At 68.9% G+C, this 19,811-nt stretch carries 14 protein-coding genes; 11 read left to right on the forward strand and 3 right to left on the reverse strand.

Going from position 1 to position 19,811, the window contains the following annotated elements; all coding sequences use genetic code 11:
- Window positions 1-310 precede the first annotated feature (310 nt).
- From ACZ5MJ_RS15105 to ACZ5MJ_RS15120, 4 genes are read left to right on the forward strand one after another with little or no spacing between them, the layout of a single operon-like run.
- Window positions 311-1,777 carry an MdtA/MuxA family multidrug efflux RND transporter periplasmic adaptor subunit gene (locus tag ACZ5MJ_RS15105; RefSeq protein ID WP_464220409.1) on the forward strand — a complete coding sequence of 489 codons (1,467 nt, stop codon included), beginning with the start codon at window positions 311-313 and terminating at the stop codon, window positions 1,775-1,777.
- 9 nt (window positions 1,778-1,786) lie between these two features.
- Entirely contained in the window at window positions 1,787-4,948 is a 3,162-nt protein-coding gene (locus ACZ5MJ_RS15110) for an MdtB/MuxB family multidrug efflux RND transporter permease subunit (protein ID WP_464220411.1), read from the forward strand.
- On the forward strand, window positions 4,945-8,247 hold the full coding sequence (locus ACZ5MJ_RS15115) for an efflux RND transporter permease subunit (RefSeq protein WP_464220412.1): 3,303 nt from the start codon (window positions 4,945-4,947) through the stop codon (window positions 8,245-8,247). Before ACZ5MJ_RS15110 ends, ACZ5MJ_RS15115 begins: the two co-directional genes overlap by 4 nt.
- A 16-nt stretch (window positions 8,248-8,263) precedes the next feature.
- The gene (locus ACZ5MJ_RS15120; RefSeq protein WP_464220413.1) at window positions 8,264-9,778 is read left to right on the forward strand and encodes an efflux transporter outer membrane subunit; all 1,515 of its coding nucleotides are present in this window, start codon (window positions 8,264-8,266) and stop codon (window positions 9,776-9,778) included.
- Here ACZ5MJ_RS15120 and ACZ5MJ_RS15125 read toward each other — a convergent pair.
- Window positions 9,765-10,670 carry a LysR family transcriptional regulator gene (locus tag ACZ5MJ_RS15125; protein WP_432259316.1) on the reverse strand — a complete coding sequence of 302 codons (906 nt, stop codon included), beginning with the start codon at window positions 10,668-10,670 and terminating at the stop codon, window positions 9,765-9,767. The two genes, ACZ5MJ_RS15120 and ACZ5MJ_RS15125, sit on opposite strands and share 14 nt — an antisense overlap.
- 109 nt (window positions 10,671-10,779) lie before the next feature.
- Here ACZ5MJ_RS15125 and ACZ5MJ_RS15130 point away from each other — a divergent pair, with 109 nt between their 5' ends.
- The 7 genes from ACZ5MJ_RS15130 to ACZ5MJ_RS15160 all read left to right on the forward strand — a co-directional run bounded on the left by ACZ5MJ_RS15130 (window position 10,780) and on the right by ACZ5MJ_RS15160 (window position 17,449).
- On the forward strand, window positions 10,780-11,232 hold the full coding sequence (locus tag ACZ5MJ_RS15130; protein WP_464220415.1) for a PACE efflux transporter: 453 nt from the start codon (window positions 10,780-10,782) through the stop codon (window positions 11,230-11,232).
- A 155-nt stretch (window positions 11,233-11,387) separates the two neighbouring features.
- A complete protein-coding gene (locus ACZ5MJ_RS15135) occupies window positions 11,388-12,641 on the forward strand; it encodes a flavin-dependent oxidoreductase (RefSeq protein WP_464220416.1) in 1,254 nt (417 codons plus the stop codon).
- Window positions 12,642-12,699: 58 nt separating this feature from the next.
- Window positions 12,700-13,851: an ABC transporter substrate-binding protein gene (locus tag ACZ5MJ_RS15140; RefSeq protein ID WP_464220417.1), complete on the forward strand. Its 1,152-nt coding sequence runs from the start codon at window positions 12,700-12,702 to the stop codon at window positions 13,849-13,851.
- Window positions 13,848-14,435: a MarR family winged helix-turn-helix transcriptional regulator gene (locus ACZ5MJ_RS15145; protein ID WP_464220418.1), complete on the forward strand. Its 588-nt coding sequence runs from the start codon at window positions 13,848-13,850 to the stop codon at window positions 14,433-14,435. The genes ACZ5MJ_RS15140 and ACZ5MJ_RS15145 overlap by 4 nt, the downstream gene beginning before the upstream one ends.
- Before the next feature lie 48 nt (window positions 14,436-14,483).
- Window positions 14,484-16,088, forward strand: coding sequence for a D-alanyl-D-alanine carboxypeptidase/D-alanyl-D-alanine endopeptidase (dacB, locus tag ACZ5MJ_RS15150; protein WP_464220419.1), 1,605 nt, complete (start codon window positions 14,484-14,486; stop codon window positions 16,086-16,088).
- A gap of 210 nt (window positions 16,089-16,298) precedes the next feature.
- Window positions 16,299-17,126: an AzlC family ABC transporter permease gene (locus ACZ5MJ_RS15155; protein ID WP_464220421.1), complete on the forward strand. Its 828-nt coding sequence runs from the start codon at window positions 16,299-16,301 to the stop codon at window positions 17,124-17,126.
- Complete coding sequence (locus tag ACZ5MJ_RS15160) at window positions 17,123-17,449, forward strand: AzlD domain-containing protein (protein WP_464220423.1); 327 nt, start codon at window positions 17,123-17,125, stop codon at window positions 17,447-17,449. Before ACZ5MJ_RS15155 ends, ACZ5MJ_RS15160 begins: the two co-directional genes overlap by 4 nt.
- 66 nt (window positions 17,450-17,515) lie before the next feature.
- Here the strand turns inward: ACZ5MJ_RS15160 and ACZ5MJ_RS15165 are convergent, their stop codons facing one another.
- Together ACZ5MJ_RS15165 and ACZ5MJ_RS15170 are read right to left on the reverse strand one after the other, a co-directional pair.
- Window positions 17,516-18,505 carry an L-threonylcarbamoyladenylate synthase gene (locus tag ACZ5MJ_RS15165; protein WP_464220425.1) on the reverse strand — a complete coding sequence of 330 codons (990 nt, stop codon included), beginning with the start codon at window positions 18,503-18,505 and terminating at the stop codon, window positions 17,516-17,518.
- A 35-nt stretch (window positions 18,506-18,540) separates the two neighbouring features.
- Complete coding sequence (locus ACZ5MJ_RS15170) at window positions 18,541-19,785, reverse strand: 5-(carboxyamino)imidazole ribonucleotide synthase (protein WP_464220427.1); 1,245 nt, start codon at window positions 19,783-19,785, stop codon at window positions 18,541-18,543.
- Window positions 19,786-19,811: the final 26 nt, after the last annotated feature.

Genomic DNA, 19,811 nt, shown 5'->3' on the forward strand with positions numbered 1-19,811 from the left:
ACATGCCGGTTTTGCCGGGCGGTTTTGTTTCCGGAGGTTACACCCGGGGCGCTGGTAATCCGCTGTAATAAAAGCCCCGGGCCATGAAACACGGGCGCCCGGGCCAGCACATTATCCTTGCGGCATGACCTGCCACCGGCGCCGCGGCATTGCGCGCCACACGGCACTTCCCGGCCTGCCGGCCACCCCGCGGCGTGCCCTCCCACGCGACGTGGCCGGCGCACCTGGCGTTGCGGCATACTGCATGCATCGTCACTTGCCAGACCGAACATTGCCGGCGCGCCGCGCGCGCCGCCCCAGGATTGCGGACATGTCCAACCCCGAACAAGGCCAACCTACCCCCTCCCCGACCCCGTCTTCGCGTCCGCCCGAGGACACCCCGCCGCGGCGCACCGGCCGGCGCCCGCTGATCGCCGGCGTGCTGGTGCTGCTGCTCGCCGGGGGCGCCTGGTACTGGCACGCCCACCGTAACCAGGCGCCCGCCGGTGCGGCCGGGACAGCCAGCGCACAGCGTGGCGCCAGCGGCCCGGGTGCCCGCGGTGGCCCTGGTGGCCCTGGTGGCGCCGGCATGCCGCGCTCGCCGGTGGTGGTCGCCACCGTGGCCAGGCGCGATATGGACGTGGTGCTCAACGGCCTGGGCAATGTCACCCCCGTGGCCAACGTCACCGTGCGCGTGCAAGTCTCGGGCCCGCTGCTGAAGGTGCTGTTCAAGGAAGGCCAGATGGTCAGGGCCGGCGACGTGCTGGCCGAGATCGACCCGCGCCCGTTCCAGGCGGCGCTGGACCAGGCCGCGGGCCAGCTGGCGCGCGACCAGGCGCTGCTGCAGAACGCCAGGCTGGACCAGCAGCGCTACCGCACCCTGCTGGGCCAGGACTCGATCTCCAAGCAGCAGGTCGATACCCAGGACGCGCTGGTGCGCCAGTACGAGGGCGTGGTCAAGACCGACCAGGGCAATGTCGCCAACGCGCGCCTGCAGCTGGGCTACACCAGGATCGTGGCGCCGGTGTCGGGCCGCATCGGCCTGCGCCAGGTGGACCCGGGCAATATCGTCAATACCAGCGACACCAACGGCATCGCGCTGATCACGCAGATCCAGCCCATCGCCGTGATGTACACCATCCCCGAGGACAACCTGCCCTCGGTGCTGAAGAAGCTCAATGCCGGCGAGAAGCTGCCGGTACAGGCCTGGGACCGCCAGGTGCGCAACCAGCTGGGCGAAGGCACGCTGCTGACCACCGACAACCAGATCGACACCACCACCGGCACGGTCAAGCTCAAGGCGGTCTTCCCCAATGAAGACGGCATGCTGTTCCCCAACCAGTTCGTCAACGTGCGCACGCGCGTCGATACGCTCAGGGACGCCACCGTGATCCCGGTGGCCGCGATCCAGCGCGGCCAGCAGGGCACCTTTGTCTACACCGTGGACGACGCCAGCAAGGTCAAGGTGCAGGTGGTCACACTCGGCCCGGGCGACGGCAACCGCAACGCGGTGCTCAAGGGCCTGGAGCCCGGCCAGCGCGTGGTGGTGGACGGCGCCGACCGCCTCAAGGAAGGCATGACCGTCGAGGCCGTCGATCCGGCCGCGCGCGCCGCCGCGCTGGTGCCGGCCAGCCAGCCGCGCGGGCGCGGCCGGCGCAACCGGGACGGCGGTGCCAGCGGCGCGCACGCCGACGCCAGCGGGGCCGCGGCGTCCGGTGCTTCCGGTGCGGCCGGCGAACCGCGCCGCCATCGCGAAGCCGGCGCCAGCGCGCCGGGCGCACGCGGCCAGCAGCAGTAAGGATCGCGCATGAACCCGTCACGCCTCTTCATCGAGCGCCCGGTCGCCACGGCGCTGCTGATGCTGGCCATCCTGCTTTCCGGGCTGGTGGCCTACCGCCTGCTGCCGCTGTCCGCGCTGCCCGAGGTGGACTACCCGACTATCCAGGTCACCACGCTCTACCCGGGCGCGAGCCCCGATGTGATGACCTCGTCGATCACGGCGCCGCTGGAGCGGCAGTTCGGCCAGATGCCGGGGCTCAAGCAGATGTCGTCGTCCTCGTCGGGCGGCGCATCGGTGATCACGCTGCAGTTCGAGCTGTCGCTCTCGCTCGACGTGGCCGAGCAGGAGGTGCAGGCCGCCATCAATGCCGGCGGCAACCTGCTGCCGGCCGACCTGCCGATGCCGCCGGTCTACAGCAAGGTCAATCCGGCCGACGCGCCGATCATGACCATTGCCATGACCTCGGACACCATGCCGCTGCCCAAGCTGCAGGACATGGTCGATACGCGCGTGGCGCAGAAGATCTCGCAGATCCAGGGCGTGGGCCTGGTGACCATCAGCGGCGGCCAGCGGCCGGCCGTGCGCATTCAGGCCAACCCGACCGCGCTGGCGTCGCTGGGCCTGTCGATCGACGACCTGCGTACCGCCATCGGCGCGGCCAACGTCAACGGCGCCAAGGGCAGCTTCGACGGGCCGGCGCGTGCTTCCACCATTGACGCCAACGACCAGCTCAAGTCGGCCGACGAGTACCGGCAGATCATCATCGCCTACCAGAACGGCGCGCCGATCCGCATCACCGACGTGGCCGATATCGTCGACGGCCCCGAGAACAGCCGCCTTGCGGCATGGGCCAACACCAACCCGGCGATCGTGCTGAACATCCAGCGCCAGCCCGGCGCCAACGTGATCGAGGTGGTGGACCGCATCAAGGCAATGCTGCCCCAGCTGCAGAATGCGCTGCCGGCGTCGGTGCACGTGCAGATGCTGACCGACCGCACCACCACCATCCGCGCGTCGGTGCATGACGTGGAGTTCGAACTGCTGCTGGCGATCGCGCTGGTGGTGATGGTGATCTTCGTCTTCCTGCGCAATGTGTCCGCCACCATCATCCCGGGCGTGGCGGTGCCGCTGTCGCTGGTCGGCACCTTCGGCGTGATGTACCTGGCGGGATTCTCGATCAACAACCTGACGCTGATGGCGCTGACCATCGCCACCGGCTTCGTGGTCGACGACGCCATCGTCATGATCGAGAACATCATGCGCTACATCGAGGATGGCGACCCGCCGATGGAAGCCGCGCTCAAGGGTTCGAAGCAGATCGGCTTCACCATCATCTCGCTGACGTTTTCGCTGGTGGCCGTGCTGATCCCGCTGCTGTTCATGGGCGATGTGGTCGGGCGCCTGTTCCGCGAGTTCGCCATCACGCTGGCGGTGTCGATCCTGATCTCGGCGGTGGTCTCGCTGACGCTGACGCCGATGATGTGCGCGCGCCTGCTCAAGCATGTGCCCGAAGCCGAGCAGTCGCGCTTCCACCGCGCCACCGGCCGCTTCTTCGACAACGTGATCCACCGCTACGGCGTTGCGCTCGAATGGGTGCTGGACCGCCAGAAGTCGACGCTGATCGTGGCGGTTGCCACGCTCGTGCTGACCGTGCTGCTCTACCTGCTGGTGCCCAAGGGTTTCTTCCCGGTGCAGGACACCGGCGTGATCCAGGGCATCACCGAGGCGTCGCAGACCACCTCGTTCGCGGCCATGGGCCGCAAGCAGGAAGCCGTGGCCAAGGTGGTGCTGGAAGACCCGGCGGTGGAGAGCCTCTCGTCCTTCATCGGCGTGGACGGCACCAACACCACGCTCAACACCGGGCGCATGCTGATCAACCTCAAGCCCAAGGGCGAGCGCGACCCGATCAGCGTGGTCACGCAGCGGCTGCAACAGGCGGTGGAAAAGCTCGGCGGCGTGTCGCTGTACATGCAGCCGGTGCAGGACCTGACCATCGAAGACCGCGTCTCGCGCACGCAATACCAGTTCACCGTCGAGGACCCGGATCCCGCCACGCTGGCGACCTGGGTGCCGCGGCTGGTTGAGCGCCTGAAGCAGGAGCCCGAACTGCGCGACGTGGCCAGCGACCAGCAGAACAACGGCCTGCGCGCCTACGTCGAGATCGACCGCGACGCCGCCGCTCGCTTCGGCATCACCACCGCCGTGATCGACAGCGCGCTCTACAGCGCCTTTGGCCAGCGCCTGGTGTCCACCATCTTCACGCAGTCCAGCCAGTACCGCGTGGTGCTGGAAACCATGCCCGGCTTCCGCACCGGCCCGCAGTCGCTGTCGGAGCTGCGCTTGCCGTCGTCGTCGGGCGGACAGGTGCCGCTGGGCGCGTTTGCGCGCATCACCGAGCGCACCGGCCCGCTGGTGATCAACCACCAGGGCCAGTTCCCGGCCGCGACAATCTCGTTCAACCTGGCGCCCGGCGAGTCGCTTGGCGCGGCGGTAGACAAGATCACCAAGGTGGAACAGGAGCTTGGGCTGCCGATCTCGATGCAGACCGAGTTCCAGGGCGCGGCACTGGCGTTCCGCGCCTCGCTGTCCAACACGCTGTGGCTGATCCTGGCGGCCGTGGTGACCATGTATATCGTGCTGGGCGTGCTGTATGAGAGCACCATCCACCCGGTGACCATCCTGTCCACGCTGCCGTCGGCCGGCGTCGGCGCGCTGCTGGCGCTGCTGGTGGCGCGCCAGGACCTGGGCATCATTGCGATCATCGGCATCATCCTGCTGATCGGTATCGTCAAGAAGAACGCCATCATGATGATCGACTTCGCGCTCGAGGCCGAGCGCGAAGGCGGCATGGCGCCGCGCGATGCGATCTTCCAGGCCTGCCTGCTGCGCTTCCGCCCGATCCTGATGACCACCATGGCGGCCCTGCTGGCGGCGCTGCCGCTGATGCTGGGCACCGGCATCGGTTCCGAGCTGCGCCACCCGCTGGGCGTGACGATGGTGGGCGGCCTGCTGGTCAGCCAGGTGCTGACGCTGTTCACCACGCCGGTCATCTACCTGGCTTTCGACCGTATCGCCTACCGCATGAAGGACTGGCGCAAGCGCCGCTTCGGCGATCCCGAAGAAGGCGGCACGGGCGACGAGCCCCCGTCGGCGCCACCCACGCTGCCGCAGGGGCCGGGGGCGCGATGAACCTGTCCGCCGCCTTCATCCACCGGCCGGTCGCGACCGCGCTGCTGACCATCGGCATCCTGCTGGCGGGCCTGGCCGCGCTGCGCCTGCTGCCGGTGTCGCCGCTGCCGCAGGTGGACTTCCCGACCATCTCGGTGTCGGCCTCGCTGCCCGGCGCCAGTCCGGAGACCATGGCCGCCACCGTGGCCACGCCCCTGGAACGGGCGCTGGGCACGATCGCCGGCGTGACGGAAATCACCTCCAGCAGCTCGCTGGGTTCGACGCGCGTCACGCTGCAGTTCGACCTGTCGCGCAATATCGACGGCGCGGCGCGCGATGTGCAGGCGGCCATCAACGCCTCGCGCGCCACGCTGCCCACCAGCCTGCCCAGCAACCCGACCTACCGCAAGGTCAATCCGGCCGACGCGCCGATCATGATCATCGGGCTGACCTCGCCGACCATGACACGCGGCCAGCTCTATGACGCGGCCTCCACCATCCTCGCGCAGAAGCTGTCGCAGGTGGAAGGCGTGGGCCAGGTCACCATCGGCGGCGCATCGCTGCCGGCGGTGCGGGTGGAACTGAACCCCACCGCGCTCAACAAGTACGGCGTCTCGCTGGAGGACGTGCGCAACACCATCAGCGCAACCAATGCCAACCGGCCGCTGGGCACGCTGGAGAACAACACCAATAACTGGCAGGTCTACGCCAACGACCAGGCGATGAAGGCGGACGACTACATGCCGCTGATCATCCGCTACGCCACGCCGGGCACCTTCTCGTCGGCCTCGGCCGGCGCGCTGATCGCGAGCACGGCCAGCGCAACGGCCAGCGGCGGCGTCAGCACCAAGGTGGTCAACGGCGTGACGGTGACCACGCTCACCACCAGCAGCGGCACCACCACCATCACCAGCGGCGCGACCGGCGGCAAGCGCGCCACCAGCGGCCCCAACGCCTTTGCCGTGCCGGTGCGCCTGTCGGACGTGGCCAATGTGGTCGACTCGGTGCAGGACATCCGCAACGCCGGCTCCGCCAACGGCAAGCCGTCGGTGCTGCTGGTGCTCAACCGCTCGCCGGGCGCCAACATCATCGAGACGGTCGACCGCGTCACCGAGATGCTGCCGCAGCTGCAGAAGATGATTCCGGCCACCATCTCGATGGATGTGATGATGGACCGCACCCCCACCATCCGGGCCTCGCTGCGCGAAGTCGAGCACACGCTGATGATCTCGGTGGCGCTGGTGATCATGGTGGTGTTCCTGTTCCTGCGCAACGTCCGCGCCACCTTCATTCCCAGCGTGGCGGTGCCGGTGTCGCTGATCGGCACGTTCTCGGTGATGTACCTGGCGGGGTTCTCGCTGAACAACCTGTCGCTGATGGCGCTGACCATCGCCACCGGCTTCGTGGTCGATGATGCCATCGTGGTGCTGGAGAACATCTCGCGCCATATCGAGGAAGGCATGAAGCCGCTCGCCGCCGCGCTGCGCGGCGCGCGCGAAGTGGGCTTCACGGTGCTGTCGATGAGCCTGTCGCTGATCGCGGTGTTTATCCCGCTGCTGATGATGGGGGGCATCGTCGGGCGGCTGTTCCAGGAATTTGCCATCACGCTGTCGGTGGCCATCCTGGTATCGCTGGTGGTGTCGCTGACCACCACGCCGATGATGTGCGCGCGCCTGCTGCGCCCCATCGAGCCCGAGAAAGAAGGCCGCTTCTTCCGCGCCAGCGAACGCGCCTTCAAGTGGATGCACGACGGCTACGCGCGCACGCTGGGCGTGGCGCTGCGCCACAGCACCATCGTGTGGCTGGTGCTGCTGGCCACGATCGCGCTCAATGTCTGGCTGTACGTGATCGTGCCCAAGGGCTTCTTCCCGCAGCAGGACACCGGGCGGCTGATCGGCTTTATCCGTGCCGACCAGGCCACCTCGTTCCAGGCCATGCGCGGCAAGCTCGACAGCTTTATCAAGATCGTCCAGTCCGATCCGGCCGTGGTCAACGTGACCGGCTTCACCGGCGGCTCGCAACGCAATACCGGGCAGATGTTCGTCACGCTCAAGCCGCTCACGGAGCGCACGGAAACCGCCGATGCCGTGATCGCGCGGCTGCGCGTGAAGCTGGCCAAGGAACCCGGCGCAAGCCTGTTCCTGCAATCGGTGCAGGACATCCGCATCGGCGGCCGGCAAAGCAGCTCGCAGTACCAGTTCACGCTGCAGTCCGACGACCTGAATGTGTTGCGCGACTGGGAGCCCAAGGTGCGGGCGGCCATCTCGAACCTGAAGGGGCTGGAGGACGTCGATACCGACACCAACGACAAGGGGCTGCAGACCTCGGTCGTCATCGATCGCGATACGGCATCCAAGCTTGGCGTGACCGCGCAGCAGATCGACGCGGTGCTCAACGACGCCTTCGGCCAGCGGCTGGTGTCGACCATCTACCATCCGCTCAACCAGTATCGCGTGGTGATGGAGCTGAGCCCGGAATACCTGCAGGGGCCGCACGCGCTGCAGGACATCTACGTGGTCACCGGCAACGGGCGCCGCGTGCCGCTGTCGGCCTTCGCGAAGGTGGAGCCGACCAGCACGCCGCTGGGCGTCAACCACCAGGGCCAGTTCGCGGCGTCGACCATCTCGTTCAACCTGGCCGAAGGCTACTCGCTGTCGCAGGCCACCGATGCGGTCAAGGCCGAGATGGCCCGCATCGGCGTGCCCGAGACACTGCAGGCCAACTTCCAGGGCGGCGCCAAGGCGTTCCAGGATTCGCTCAAGAGCCAGCCGATCCTGATCCTGGCCGCGCTGATCACGATCTATATCGTGCTGGGGGTGCTGTATGAAAGCTACGTGCACCCCCTGACGATCCTGTCGACGCTGCCCTCGGCCGGGGTCGGCGCGCTGCTGGCATTGCTGGCTTCGAAGACCGAGTTCAGCATCATTGCGCTGATCGGCGTGATCCTGCTGATCGGCATCGTCAAGAAGAACGCGATCATGATGATCGACTTTGCCATCGAAGCCGAGCGGCGCGAGGGGCTGTCGCCGCGCGACGCCATCTACCGCGCCTGCCTGCTGCGCTTCCGCCCGATCCTGATGACCACCATGGCCGCGCTGCTGGGCGCGGTGCCGCTGGCGATCGGCCGCGGCGACGGCGCCGAGCTGCGCGCGCCGCTGGGCATCTCCATTGTCGGCGGGCTGGTGGTGAGCCAGCTGCTGACGCTGTACACCACGCCGGTGGTCTACCTGACGCTGGACCGCTGGCGCCTGAAGGTGAAGGCCTGGCGCCAGCGCCGCCGCGGCAATGCGGGCACGCCCGACCAGCCGGCCGCCGTCTAGATTTTCGAAACTCGCCATGACAGCTCTCTCCCGCTTCCTGACCCACGCCCTCCCGGTGCCGCTGGCCTGCGCGCTGCTGCTGGCCGGCTGCGCCGTCGGCCCCGACTACAAGCGCCCCGACGCGCCGGTCTCCGAATCGTTCAAGGAGGCCGATGCCGGCACCCCCGCCTGGACCGGCGACTGGAAACCCGCCGAGCCGCAGGATGCACTGGCGCGCGCCGACTGGTGGACCGTGTTCGGCGATACGCAGCTCGATGCACTGATGTCGCAGGTACAGGTCTCGAACCAGAACATCAAGGCCGCCGAAGCACAGTACCGGCAGGCGGTGGCGTCGCTGCAGGCCGCGCGTGCAGGCTTCTTCCCGACCGTCAACGCTCAGGCCGGCGCCTCGCGCGCGCGCGGCGCCAGCGGCAATACGATCAACGCGCAGAACGTGAGCCTGGGCGCAACCTGGGAAATCGACGTCTGGGGCCGCGTGCGGCGCCAGGTGGAAGGCAGCGAGGCCAGCGCACAGGCCAGCCAGGCCGACCTGGCCTCGACGCTCCTGTCGACGCAGGCGACGCTGGCGCAGAGCTACTTCCTGCTGCGCGTGGCCGATGCGCAGAAGGCGCTGCTGGACCGCACCGTGGCCGATTACCAGAGGTCATTGCAGCTGGTGCAGAACCAGTACGCCGCCGGCACCGCGCAGCGCTCGGACGTGCTGCAGTCCGAAACGCAGCTCAAGAGCGCGCAGGCGCAGCAGATCGACATCCAGGTCACGCGCGCGCAGCTGGAGCACGCCATTGCTGTCCTGGTCGGCAAGCCGCCCGCGGCGCTGACGCTGGCGGCCGGCGACTTCGGCGCCGCGCCGCCGCGCGTGCCCGCCGCGGTGCCGTCGCAGTTGCTGGAGCGCCGCCCCGACATCGGCGCGGCCGAGCGCCGCATGGCGTCGGCCAATGCGCAGATCGGCGTGGCGCAGGCGGCCTACTACCCGACCCTGTCGCTGTCGGCCAGCGGCGGCCTGACCGCCAGCACGCTGGCGCGCTGGCTGTCGCTGCCGGACCGGATCTGGTCGATCGGCGGCGGGCTGGCCGGCACGCTGTTCGACGGCGGCCTGCGCAGCGCGGTCAAGGCGCAGGCGGTGGCCGCCTACGACCAGACCGTGGCCAACTACCGCCAGACCGTGCTGGGCGCGTTCCAGGAAGTCGAGGACAACCTCGCCGCGCAGCGGCTGCTGGAACAGGAAGCGGTGGTGCAGAACGACGCGCTGCGTTCGGCGCGCGAGGCGCTGGCGCTGGTGTACAACCGCTACCGCGCCGGCACCGCCGGCCTGCTCGACGTGCTGACGGCGCAGACCAGCGCCTACACCGCCGAGCGCACCGCGCTGACGATCACCGGCCGCCAGTACACGGCGGCGGTGGTGCTGATCAAGGCCCTGGGCGGCGGCTGGCATGCGCCTGGCGCGCAGGCCGGATCGGCACAGGGCGGCACGGAGCAGCCCGTCAGTGCGCCGGTCAGTCAGCCCGCCAGCCAGCCCATCAGCCGGCGCTAGCCGCCGGCGCGCGCGGCAGCGGCTGCCGGCAGATGCGCTCGCGCAGCCAGGTGGCGGCCTTGCCCAGCGGCCGCTGCTTGTGCCAGACCAGTTCCATCGCCACCGGCCAGTCCTGCTGCTGGAACGCCAGCGGCGGCGACACCAGCTGCGCCGCCGCCGGCGAGTTGGCCACCACGTGCCACGGCACGAAGGCCCAGCCCAGCCCGCGCTTGACCAGTTCAACGATCACCCACTGGCTTTCCACCCACCACACGTCAGCGGCCACGCGCAGGCGCATCTTCTCTTCGCTGTCGGTGCGGGTCGCGACCATCAGCTGGCGGTAGCGCTTGAGCTCTTCCCAGTCCACGCGCTGGCCGGCCAGCGGATGCCCGGGTGCGCACAGGATCTGCATCGGCACCCAGCCCAGCGCATGGAAGCCCAGTGCCGGCGGCAGCACCTCCTGCCGCCACATGATGCCGAGGTCGGCACCGCCCTCCAGCACCAGCCGGCTGACGTCTTCCATCAGCGGGAAGAGGAGCTCAAGCTCCACCGCCGGGAAGCGGCTGGAGAACTCCACCAGCAGCATGCCCAGCGTTTCTTCCGGATACAGCTCGTCGACCGCCAGCACCAGCCGCGTTTCCACGCCCTCGCCCAGGCTCTTGGCCACCCCGCGGAAATGCTCGCAGCGCTCCAGGATCACGCGTGCCTCGGCCAGCAGCCGCTCGCCTGCCGGGGTCAGCACAGGATAGCGGCCGGAGCGGTCGAACAGCGCGTTGCCGGCGTCGATCTCCAGATTGGACACCGCCGCGCTGACGACCGACTGCGCCTTGCCCAGCCGGCGCGCGGCGGCCGAGAACGAACCCGTGTCGGCCGCGGCGACAAAAGCCTGCAATTGCTCGATGGAGAGGCTCATAAGTATCTTTGCCGATGTATCTATCCGTTTTAGCGATAGTATCCAACTTGGCAATCCCTGCCCAGCAGATAGACTAGGCGCCATCGCGTTTTCGCTGCAAGGAGAAACCATGCGCACTACCTGGGACCGGATCCGCCATGCTGTCGGCTTCGAAGTGGTCGGCCTGCTGATCTTCGCGCCGCTGGCCAGCTGGGCCTTCGGCTATGAGCTGCACCAGATGGGCCTGATCGGCGCGGTTGCCTCGCTGATCGCCACCGGCTGGAACTACCTGTACAACGTGCTGTTCGACAAGGGCATGCTGCGTTTCACCGGCCAGCTGCGCAAGTCGGTGCCGGTGCGCGTGCTGCACGCCGTGCTGTTCGAACTCGGCCTGCTGATCGTGTTCCTGCCGTCGGTGGCGTGGTACCTGGACATCAGCCTGGTCGAGGCGCTCATCATGGACATCGCCGTGGCCGGCTTCTACATGCTCTACGCGCTGGTGTACAACTGGCTGTACGACATTGTCTTCCCGGTGCCTTCGCTGCAGGCACAAGCCAAGCCTGAAGGCGCCGCGCTCGGCTGAGCGCGGGTTTTTCCCGGCCCCGGAGGCATCACTCCGGGGGGCTTTCCCGTCTTGCCGCAACTGGTCGAATTGTTATACTCCATAACAAAATCACTTCGGCCGGAGCAGCGCGTCCGCGCTTGCATACCGGCGCATCCTGCACGCGGGGAGACACCATGAAGATCGCAATCGCCGGTGGCGGCATCGGCGGACTGGCGCTGGCGCTGCTGTGCCACCGCCACGGCATCGAGGCCGAGGTCTGGGAGGCCAGCGAAACGCTGCGGCCGCTGGGCGTTGGCATCAATCTGCTGCCGCACGCGGTGCGCATCCTGTCGGAGCTGGGACTGCGCGACGCGCTGGCCGACATCGCCATCGAGACCTCGTCGCTCTCCTACTACAACAAGCTGGGCCAGCGCATCTGGCATGAACCGCGCGGGCTCGCGGCCGGCTATGACTGGCCGCAGTTCTCGATCCATCGCGGCGAATTCCAGATGCTGCTGCACCGCACCGTGGTCGAGCGTTTGGGCGCCGACGCCGTACATACCGGCCACAGCTTCGAGACCGTGCTGGACACCGGCGCGCGCGGCCAGGCGCGCTTCGCGCTGCGCAGGCGCAGCGACAATGCCGAGGTCGAGGCCAGCGCCGATGTGCTGGTCGGCGCGGACGGCATCCACTCGGCGGTGCGCCGCCACTTCTACCCCAGCGGCGACCTGCCGCGCTTTTCGCGCCGCCTGCTGTGGCGCGCGGTCACCGAGGCCCCGCCCTACCTGGACGGCCGCTCGATGTTCATGGCCGGGCACCAGGACCAGAAGTTCGTGGCCTATCCCATCTCCGAGCCGCTGCGCCGCCAGGGCCGCTCGCTGGTCAACTGGATTGCCGAGCTGCGCGTGCCCGACAGCGTGCCCGACACCCCGCCGCGCAGCGACTGGAACAAGCAGGTCGACAAGTCCGTGTTTCGCGCCGCCTTTGCCGACTGGCAATGGGACTGGATCGACATCCCCGCGCTGATCGACGGTGCCGAGGCGATCTACGAATTTCCGATGGTCGACAAGGATCCGCTGCCGCGCTGGACCTTCGACCGCGTCACGCTGCTGGGCGACGCCGCGCACCCGATGTACCCGATCGGCTCGAACGGCAGCGCGCAGGCCGTCCTGGATGCGCACTACCTGGTCGACAGCCTGCTGGGTACGCCCGACACCGCCTATGCGCTGCGCGAATACGAGGCCGAGCGCCTGCCGCGCACCGCCGGCATCGTGCTGCGCAACCGCATGAACGGGCCCGAGCAGGTGATGCAGCTGGCCGAAGAACGCGCCCCGCAGGGCTTTGCCGATATCGGACAGGTGATCCCGCGCGCCGAACTGGAGGCGATTTCGCTGCGCTACAAGCAGCTGGCGGGATTCGACCGGCTGTCGATGCAGGGCAACCGGTAAGATCCGCAGCAGGCTTGGCAGAACACAACAGAACAAGACCATCGAGAGAGGAGACATCATGGCGCCCCTGACCACCACCAAGCTGGCCCGCCTCGCACTGGCCGCCGCCCTCGCCCTCGGCGCCGGCAGCGCGCTCGCCGACATCACCGTCGGCGTCAGCCTGTCCACCACCGGCCCCTCGGCGTCGCTGGGCATCCCGCAGAAGAATTCGCTGGCCTACCTGCCGCAGAAGATCGGCGGCGAGGCCGTGCGCTACATCGTGCTGGACGATGCCTCGGATCCCACGCAGGGCGCCAGGGTGGCGCGCCGCTTTGTCTCCGAGGACAAGGTCGACATCATCCTGGGCTCGTCCGCGGTGGCGCCGTCGATCGCCATTGCCGAGGTGGCCGATGAAGCCCAGACCGTGCAGCTGGCGTTCTCGCCGATCGAACTGAAACCCGGGCGCGGTGCCTGGACCTTCCGGCTGGCGCAGCCGGTGCGGCTGATGGCCAATGCCGTGGCCGCCACCGCCAAGACCAACGGCGTCAAGACCATCGGCTTTATCGGCTTTGCCGACGCCTATGGCGAGACCTGGCTGAAGGACTTCACCGAAGCCGCCACGGCCAACGGCATCCGCCTGATCGCCACCGAGCGCTACGGCCGCGCCGATACCAGCGTGACCGCGCAGGCGATCAAGCTGATTGCTGCCAAACCCGATGCCATCCTGATCGCCGGCGCCGGTACCGGCGCCGCGCTGCCGCACACCACGCTGCGCGAGCGCGGTTACGGCGGCACCATCTACCAGACCCACGGCGCGGCCACCAGGGACCTGATCCGCATCGGCGGGCGCCTGGTCAATGGCGCGATCCTGCCGGCCGGGCCGGTCATCGTGCCGGAGCAGCTGCCGGTGGGGGACCCGGTGCGCAAGCCGGGACTCGACTACGTCACGCGGTATGAACAGCAGTACGGGGCCGACAGCCGCACACAGTTCGGCGCCCATGCCTACGATGCCGGGCTGGTGCTGGAACGCATCGTGCCGGTGGCACTCCGGCACGCCAGGCCGGGAACGCCGGCGTTCCGCCTGGCGCTGCGCACGGCGCTGGAGACCGAGCGCGACATCGTGGTTTCGCACGGCGTGCTCAATTACAGTGGGCAAGACCACTATGGCTTCGACCAGCGCGGGCGCGTTATGCTGACAATCGAGAACGGCAACTGGAAACTGCTCAAATGAGCTCCGACGCATCCGGCACACCGCCCGCCGCCCCCGCGCGCGCGGGCAGCACCACCGCCGCGCCTGCGCGGCGCAAGGCGCGGGACCCGCTTGCGCCGGATCCGGCCGCAAGCTACGGTGCCGAGGCTGGCTTCGACCCGCATGTGCCGAATGTCGACTACGGCGTGCTCGACAGCCTGATCGGCTACGCCATCCGCCGCGCGCAGATCCGCATCTACGAAGACTTCGTGCATTCGCTGGCGCAATGGCAGATCACGCCGCCGCGCTTCTCGGCGCTGGTGATCATCTCGCGCAACCCGCACCTGAAGCTGACCGAACTGGCACAGATCCTCGGCATCGCGCGCTCGGGCGCGGTACTGCTGGTCGATGCGCTGGAAGAGATGAACCTGGTGGCGCGCCGCCCGGCACCGGGCGACCGGCGCGCCTACAGCCTGGTGCTGACCACGGCCGGGCGCCGCACACTGGAAGCGGCCACGCAGGCAGTAGTGGCGCACGACGCCCATGCTGGCTCGGCACTGACCGAGGCCGAGCAGGCCACGCTGAAGTCGCTGCTGGCACGGCTGGCACCGCCACGCACCGGCTGAGCGCAGCCGGCAAACCTGTCATCCGCTTGCCGGTGGCCATGCGTTAACATGGCCGCCATGCCAAGAACAATCGCCGCGCTCAACCCATCGCCTCATGCATCGCGACCCGGCGCCCTGCTGCGCCGCCTGTCGCCATTGCTCTCGCCCATCCTTGCCACCGTGCTGCTGGCCGGCGGTCCGGCGCTCACCCCGGCGCAAGCCAGGCCGCCCACCAAGGCAGCGAAAGCCGCCAATCCTGCAAAGGCTCCGAAGGCGGCAGCCGATCCGGCGCTGGTACGCGCCGGCGTGCCGGCCCCGGTGGCCGCGGCGCTGCGCCGCGCCGGCGTGCCGGCCTCGGCGGCCAGCTTCTACGTGGTCAGGCTGGGCGCCGGCACTGCCCGCGCCAGCTGGAACGCGCAGCAGCCGATGAACCCGGCCTCGACCATGAAGCTGGTCACCACCTTCGCCGGATTGCAGCTGCTCGGGCCCGACTACCGCTGGCAGACCTCGCTCTATGCCGACGCGCTGCCTGCCGCCGACGGCACCATCACCGGCAACGTCTACCTGCGCGGCCACGGCGATCCCAAGCTGGTGCCCGAGGAAATGGCCAAGCTGGTGGCCAAGGCGCGCACCGCGGGCGCCACCGCCATCAATGGCGACCTGGTGCTGGACCGCAGCTACTTTGCCGATGGCCTGGACGGCAACGGCACCATCGACGGCGAGGTGCAGCGCGCCTACAACGTCGGCCCGGACGCGCTGCTCTATGCCTTCAAGACGCTGTCGTTCACGCTGACGCCGGACCCGGCCACCCGGACCGTGGCGGTCAGCGTCACGCCGGAACTGGCCCAGCTCAAGCTGGACAACCGGCTGACGCTGACCAGCGGCCGCTGCGGCGACTGGCAGAGCAGCGCCAGCCCGACCGTGCTGCCGCAAGCCGACGGCACCGTGCTGGCCTCGTTCTCCGGCGGCTATGCCAGCGACTGCGGCGAACACGTGCTCAATATCGCCACGCTGTCGCATGCGGAATTCACCTGGGGCGGCTTTGTCGCCGAGTGGCAGCGCGCCGGCGGGAGCTTTGCCCACTTGCCCGGGCTGCGCAGCGGCAAGGTGCCGCGCGGCGCGGTGCTGCTCGCGCGCCACTACGGCCTGCCGCTGGCGGACATCGTGCGCGACATCAACAAGTACTCCAACAACGTGATGGCACGCCAGCTGTTCCTGACCATCGGCGCCGAGATCGACCGCGGCGGCCCGGCCAGCACCGAACGCTCGACCCGCGTGGTGCAGCGCTGGCTGGCGCGCCAGGGGCTGGACATGCCCGGCCTGGTGCTGGATAACGGCTCGGGCCTGTCGCGCGCGGAACGCATCAGCGCCTACGACATGGCACGCCTGCTGCAGCAGGCCGCGGCCAGCAGCGTGGGCCCGGCGCTGATCGATTCGCTGCCGGTACTGGGCGTCGACGGCACGCTGCGCAACCGCCTGACGCGCGCCAATGCCGCCGGCAGCGGCTACCTGAAGACCGGCACGCTGGCCGATGTGCGCGCCCTGGCCGGCTATGTGGATGCTGCCGACGGCGGCCGCTACGTGGTGGTGAGCATGATCAACCATCCCAACGCCGCGCAGGCGCAGGAAGCCCACGACGCGCTGCTGCAGTGGGTGTATCGCGGCGCACCTTGAGGGCGCTCAAGGCCCCCTGAAGCACCCTGGCGGCAGGCCACGGCGCGGCGCCGTGGCCTGCCGCCAACGCCGCGGCCGCATTTTGTTAAGCGGCCACTTACCAGCTCGCGATCCCACCCTATAATGCCAGGGTGCCGGCCGCGTTCTGCGGCGGCAGCCTTCCGGGCCGGCCCTCGGCCCCGGGCCTGTATTGCCCCCTCTTCCTCTGACATGACTTCCCGACAACCCCCGGTGTGGTTGCGCCTCTGGCATCGCTTCGCACCGGCCGAGCGCGCCGGTTTTATCGACGGCGCGCGCCGCTTTGCCCCATCCCTGCCCGCCGTGTTTTCCTGGGGCCTGGTCACGGGCGTGGCGATGAGCAAATCCGTGCTGACCGTGCCCGAGGCCATCGGCATGTCGCTGCTGGCCTATGCCGGCTCGGCGCAACTGGCGGTGCTGCCGCTGTTCGCGGCCGGGTTGCCGCTGTGGACCATCTGGCTGACCGCGGCCATGGTGAACCTGCGCTTCGTGATCTTCAGCGCGGCCATGCAGCCGCATTTCAGCTACCTGACGCTGGCGCGGCGCACGGTGCTGGGCTTCTTCAACGGCGACCTGCACTTCGTCTACTTCATGCAGAAGTACAGCACGCCCGGCCATGAGCCGGGCAAGGAAGGCTACTTCTGGGGCATGGCGCTGACCAACTTCGCCATGTGGCAGGTGTCGTCGATCCTGGGGATCGTGCTGGCGAGCGTGTTCCCGGACAGCTGGGGACTGGGGCTGGCGGGCACGATGGCCCTGATCCCGGTGATGATCGCCACCATCAATTCGCGCTCGACGCTGATGGCGGTGGTGATCTCGTCAGTGCTGGCGCTGCTGTGCTTCGACCTGCCGTACCGGCTCGGGCTGGTGGTGGCGGTGGTCGGCGCGCTCGCGGCGGGCATGGCCAGCGATGAGCTGATGGCACGCGCGACGCTGCGCGGCATCAATCGGCGCAAGCGCGCGCCTGCGGCCGGTCCCGCGACCAATGCGGCGGACGTGCCGCCGGGAGACCGCGCATGAGCCATACCGAAATCTGGATCGCGCTGGTCGGCATGGCGCTGGTCACCGTGATCACGCGCGCGCTGTTCCTGATGGCCGGCGAACATGTGAGCGTGCCTGACCGCATCCAGCGGGCGCTGCGCTATGCGCCGGCCGCGGCGCTGGCGGCCATCATCCTGCCTGACCTGATGACCTGGCAGGGGCATTTCACCGTGGCACTGACCAACTACAAGCTGATGGCCGGGATTGCCGCCACGTTGTTCTACGTGCTGACCCGGAAGATGGTGGGGATGATCGTGGTGGGGATGGCGGTTTATACGGCGCTGAGGCTGCTGGGCGGCTGAGTGCTTCCACCTTAAAAGAAAACGGCTTCGCCTCCCATGGAGCGCGAAGCCGTTTTTGCTTGCGTCTTAATCCCCGAACGCCGCCGCGGCCCGTTCCAGCCGGTCCCGTACCCCGGCCCAGTCCTGCCCTTCCGGCAGCGCCTCGAACATCAGCTGCGTATAGCCCTGCTTGTCCAGCCTGCGCAGCAGCCGGTACAACTCCCGCGCATAGGCGGCCGCGTCAGCCGGCGCCTGCACCCAGGTACAACGCTGGTCCACCAGCGGCGCCCGGCCCACCCACGCCACGCGCGCATCCTCCGGCAGCAAAGCCAGCTGCGCCGAAGCGGCTTGCGCATCGGCCAGCAGCAGCGGCGTGTGCGGCGCGTAGTGCGCCTTGAGCGTGCCTGAAGCGCGCGGGGCCGCGGCATCGGGCGGCAGCGGGGCCGCGCCCAGAACCTGCGCCATCATCGCCGCGGTGATCGCCCCCGGACGCAACAGCACCGGGCCGATGCCCTGGTCCAGCCGCGACAGGTCGACGATGGTCGATTCGATCCCGACCTCCACGCCATCGCCTTCCAGCACATAGACCGCGTCGCCGAATTCATCGCGCACATGCTGCGCGGTGGTCGGGCTGACCTGGCCGAACTTGTTGGCCGACGGCGCGGCGATGCCGCCGCGGCCGCGCTTGAAGCGCGCCAGCAGCGCCTGCGCCACCGGGTGCGAGGGGCACCGTACGCCGATGCTGTCCTGGCCGCCGGCGACGGCCGGGTGGATATGCGCGGCGCGCTTCAGGATCAGCGTCAGCGGGCCGGGCCAGAAGGCGTCGATCAGCTGCCGCGCGGCCTCGGGAACCTCGTCGGTCCAGTAGCCGATATCGGCGCCGTCGACCACGTGTACGATCACCGGATGGTTCGACGGCCGGCCCTTGAGCGCGAAGATGCGAGCGACCGCCTCGGGGTTCTCGGCATCGGCGCCAAGCCCGTAGACGGTCTCGGTGGGAAAGGCGACCAGTTGCCCGGCCTCGAGCAGGCGGGCAGCTTCGTCCAGTTCAGCGGCCGTGGGCATGCGCGGCGACATCGTATTCCTTGGAGCTATGGCTTCAGAGCGGGATATCAGAGCGGGATGTGCAGCGCCCGCGCGGCGGCGGCAAAGGCGGCGTCGGCCGCTTCGGCATGCTCGCCCACGCAGTTGACGTGCCCCATCTTGCGCGACGGGCGCGCATCGCTCTTGCCGTACAGGTGCAGCTTGGCGCCGGGCTGCGCCATCACTTCGTCCCAGGCCGGCGTGCGTTCCAGGCCGAACTCGAACCACACGTCGCCCAGCAGGTTCAGCATCTTGCCGGCCGAGTGCTGGCGCGTGCGGCCCAGCGGCAGGCGCGCCATGGCGCGCACCTGCTGCTCGAACTGGCTGGTCTCGCACGCGTCCATGGTGATATGGCCGGAATTGTGCGGGCGCGGCGCCATCTCGTTGGCGACCAGCGAGCCGTCGGTCAGCACGAAGAACTCGATGCACAGCACGCCCACATAGCCCATCTCCGTAGCGATGGCCGCGGCCGCGGCGCGCGCGCGGTCGGCGATGTCCGGCGAGACACTGGTCGACGGCATCTCGGTCGAAAACAGGATGCCGTCGCGATGCACGTTCTCGGCCAGCGGCCAGGTGGCGGTGGCGCCGTCCGCGGCACGCGCGGCCAGCACCGATACCTCATAGGCCAGCGGCAGCATCTGCTCCAGCACGCACGGCACGTGCTGCATGGCGTTCCACGCGGCGCGCACGTCTTCGCGCGTCTTCACGCGCGCCTGGCCCTTGCCGTCATAGCCCATGCGCGCGGTCTTGAGGATGCCGGGCAGCACGTGGTCGGGCAGCTGGTCGATATCGGCATCGTGCTGGATCACCCAGTGCGGGGCCGGCGACACGCCGGTGCGCTCGGCGCACGCGGCAAAGAACTTCTTCTCGCCGATGCGGTTCTGCGCGATCGACACGCAGTAGCCGCGCGGCGCGACAAAGACGCCCAGCTGCTCCAGCCGGTCCAGCGACAGCGACGGCACGTTCTCGAACTCGGTGCTCACCGCCTGGCACAGCTTGCCCATCTCGGCGAGCGCGCCTTCGTCGGTGTAATGCGCGCAGATATGCTTGTCCGCCACCGAGCCCGCCGGGCTGTCCTGGTCCGGGTCGAGCACGCACACGCGATATCCCATCGCCTGCGCCGCATGCGTGAACATGCGGCCAAGCTGGCCGCCGCCCAGCATGCCGAGCCACGCGCCGGGCAGGATGGGCGCGTCGGGGCGGTCGACGCCGAACTCGGCGCGCGATTCCGGCGTATGGGCTTCGGAGAGGTAGGGATGGATATCGGTAGGCATTGCTCGGTTCCGTGGGAGGTCCGGAT

This window comes from Cupriavidus sp. LA-1, assembly GCF_055385985.1.

Coding starts and splice junctions, on each gene's coding strand:
- ACZ5MJ_RS15140 (WP_464220417.1), top strand. CDS start 12,700: ATGGCGCCCCTGACCACCACCAAGCTGGCCCGCCTCGCACTGGCCGCC.
- ACZ5MJ_RS15110 (WP_464220411.1), top strand. CDS start 1,787: ATGAACCCGTCACGCCTCTTCATCGAGCGCCCGGTCGCCACGGCGCTG.
- ACZ5MJ_RS15155 (WP_464220421.1), top strand. CDS start 16,299: ATGACTTCCCGACAACCCCCGGTGTGGTTGCGCCTCTGGCATCGCTTC.
- ACZ5MJ_RS15145 (WP_464220418.1), top strand. CDS start 13,848: ATGAGCTCCGACGCATCCGGCACACCGCCCGCCGCCCCCGCGCGCGCG.
- ACZ5MJ_RS15105 (WP_464220409.1), top strand. CDS start 311: ATGTCCAACCCCGAACAAGGCCAACCTACCCCCTCCCCGACCCCGTCT.
- ACZ5MJ_RS15135 (WP_464220416.1), top strand. CDS start 11,388: ATGAAGATCGCAATCGCCGGTGGCGGCATCGGCGGACTGGCGCTGGCG.
- ACZ5MJ_RS15160 (WP_464220423.1), top strand. CDS start 17,123: ATGAGCCATACCGAAATCTGGATCGCGCTGGTCGGCATGGCGCTGGTC.
- ACZ5MJ_RS15125 (WP_432259316.1), bottom strand. CDS start 10,670: ATGAGCCTCTCCATCGAGCAATTGCAGGCTTTTGTCGCCGCGGCCGAC.
- ACZ5MJ_RS15130 (WP_464220415.1), top strand. CDS start 10,780: ATGCGCACTACCTGGGACCGGATCCGCCATGCTGTCGGCTTCGAAGTG.
- ACZ5MJ_RS15165 (WP_464220425.1), bottom strand. CDS start 18,505: ATGTCGCCGCGCATGCCCACGGCCGCTGAACTGGACGAAGCTGCCCGC.
- ACZ5MJ_RS15115 (WP_464220412.1), top strand. CDS start 4,945: ATGAACCTGTCCGCCGCCTTCATCCACCGGCCGGTCGCGACCGCGCTG.
- ACZ5MJ_RS15120 (WP_464220413.1), top strand. CDS start 8,264: ATGACAGCTCTCTCCCGCTTCCTGACCCACGCCCTCCCGGTGCCGCTG.
- dacB (WP_464220419.1), top strand. CDS start 14,484: ATGGCCGCCATGCCAAGAACAATCGCCGCGCTCAACCCATCGCCTCAT.
- ACZ5MJ_RS15170 (WP_464220427.1), bottom strand. CDS start 19,785: ATGCCTACCGATATCCATCCCTACCTCTCCGAAGCCCATACGCCGGAA.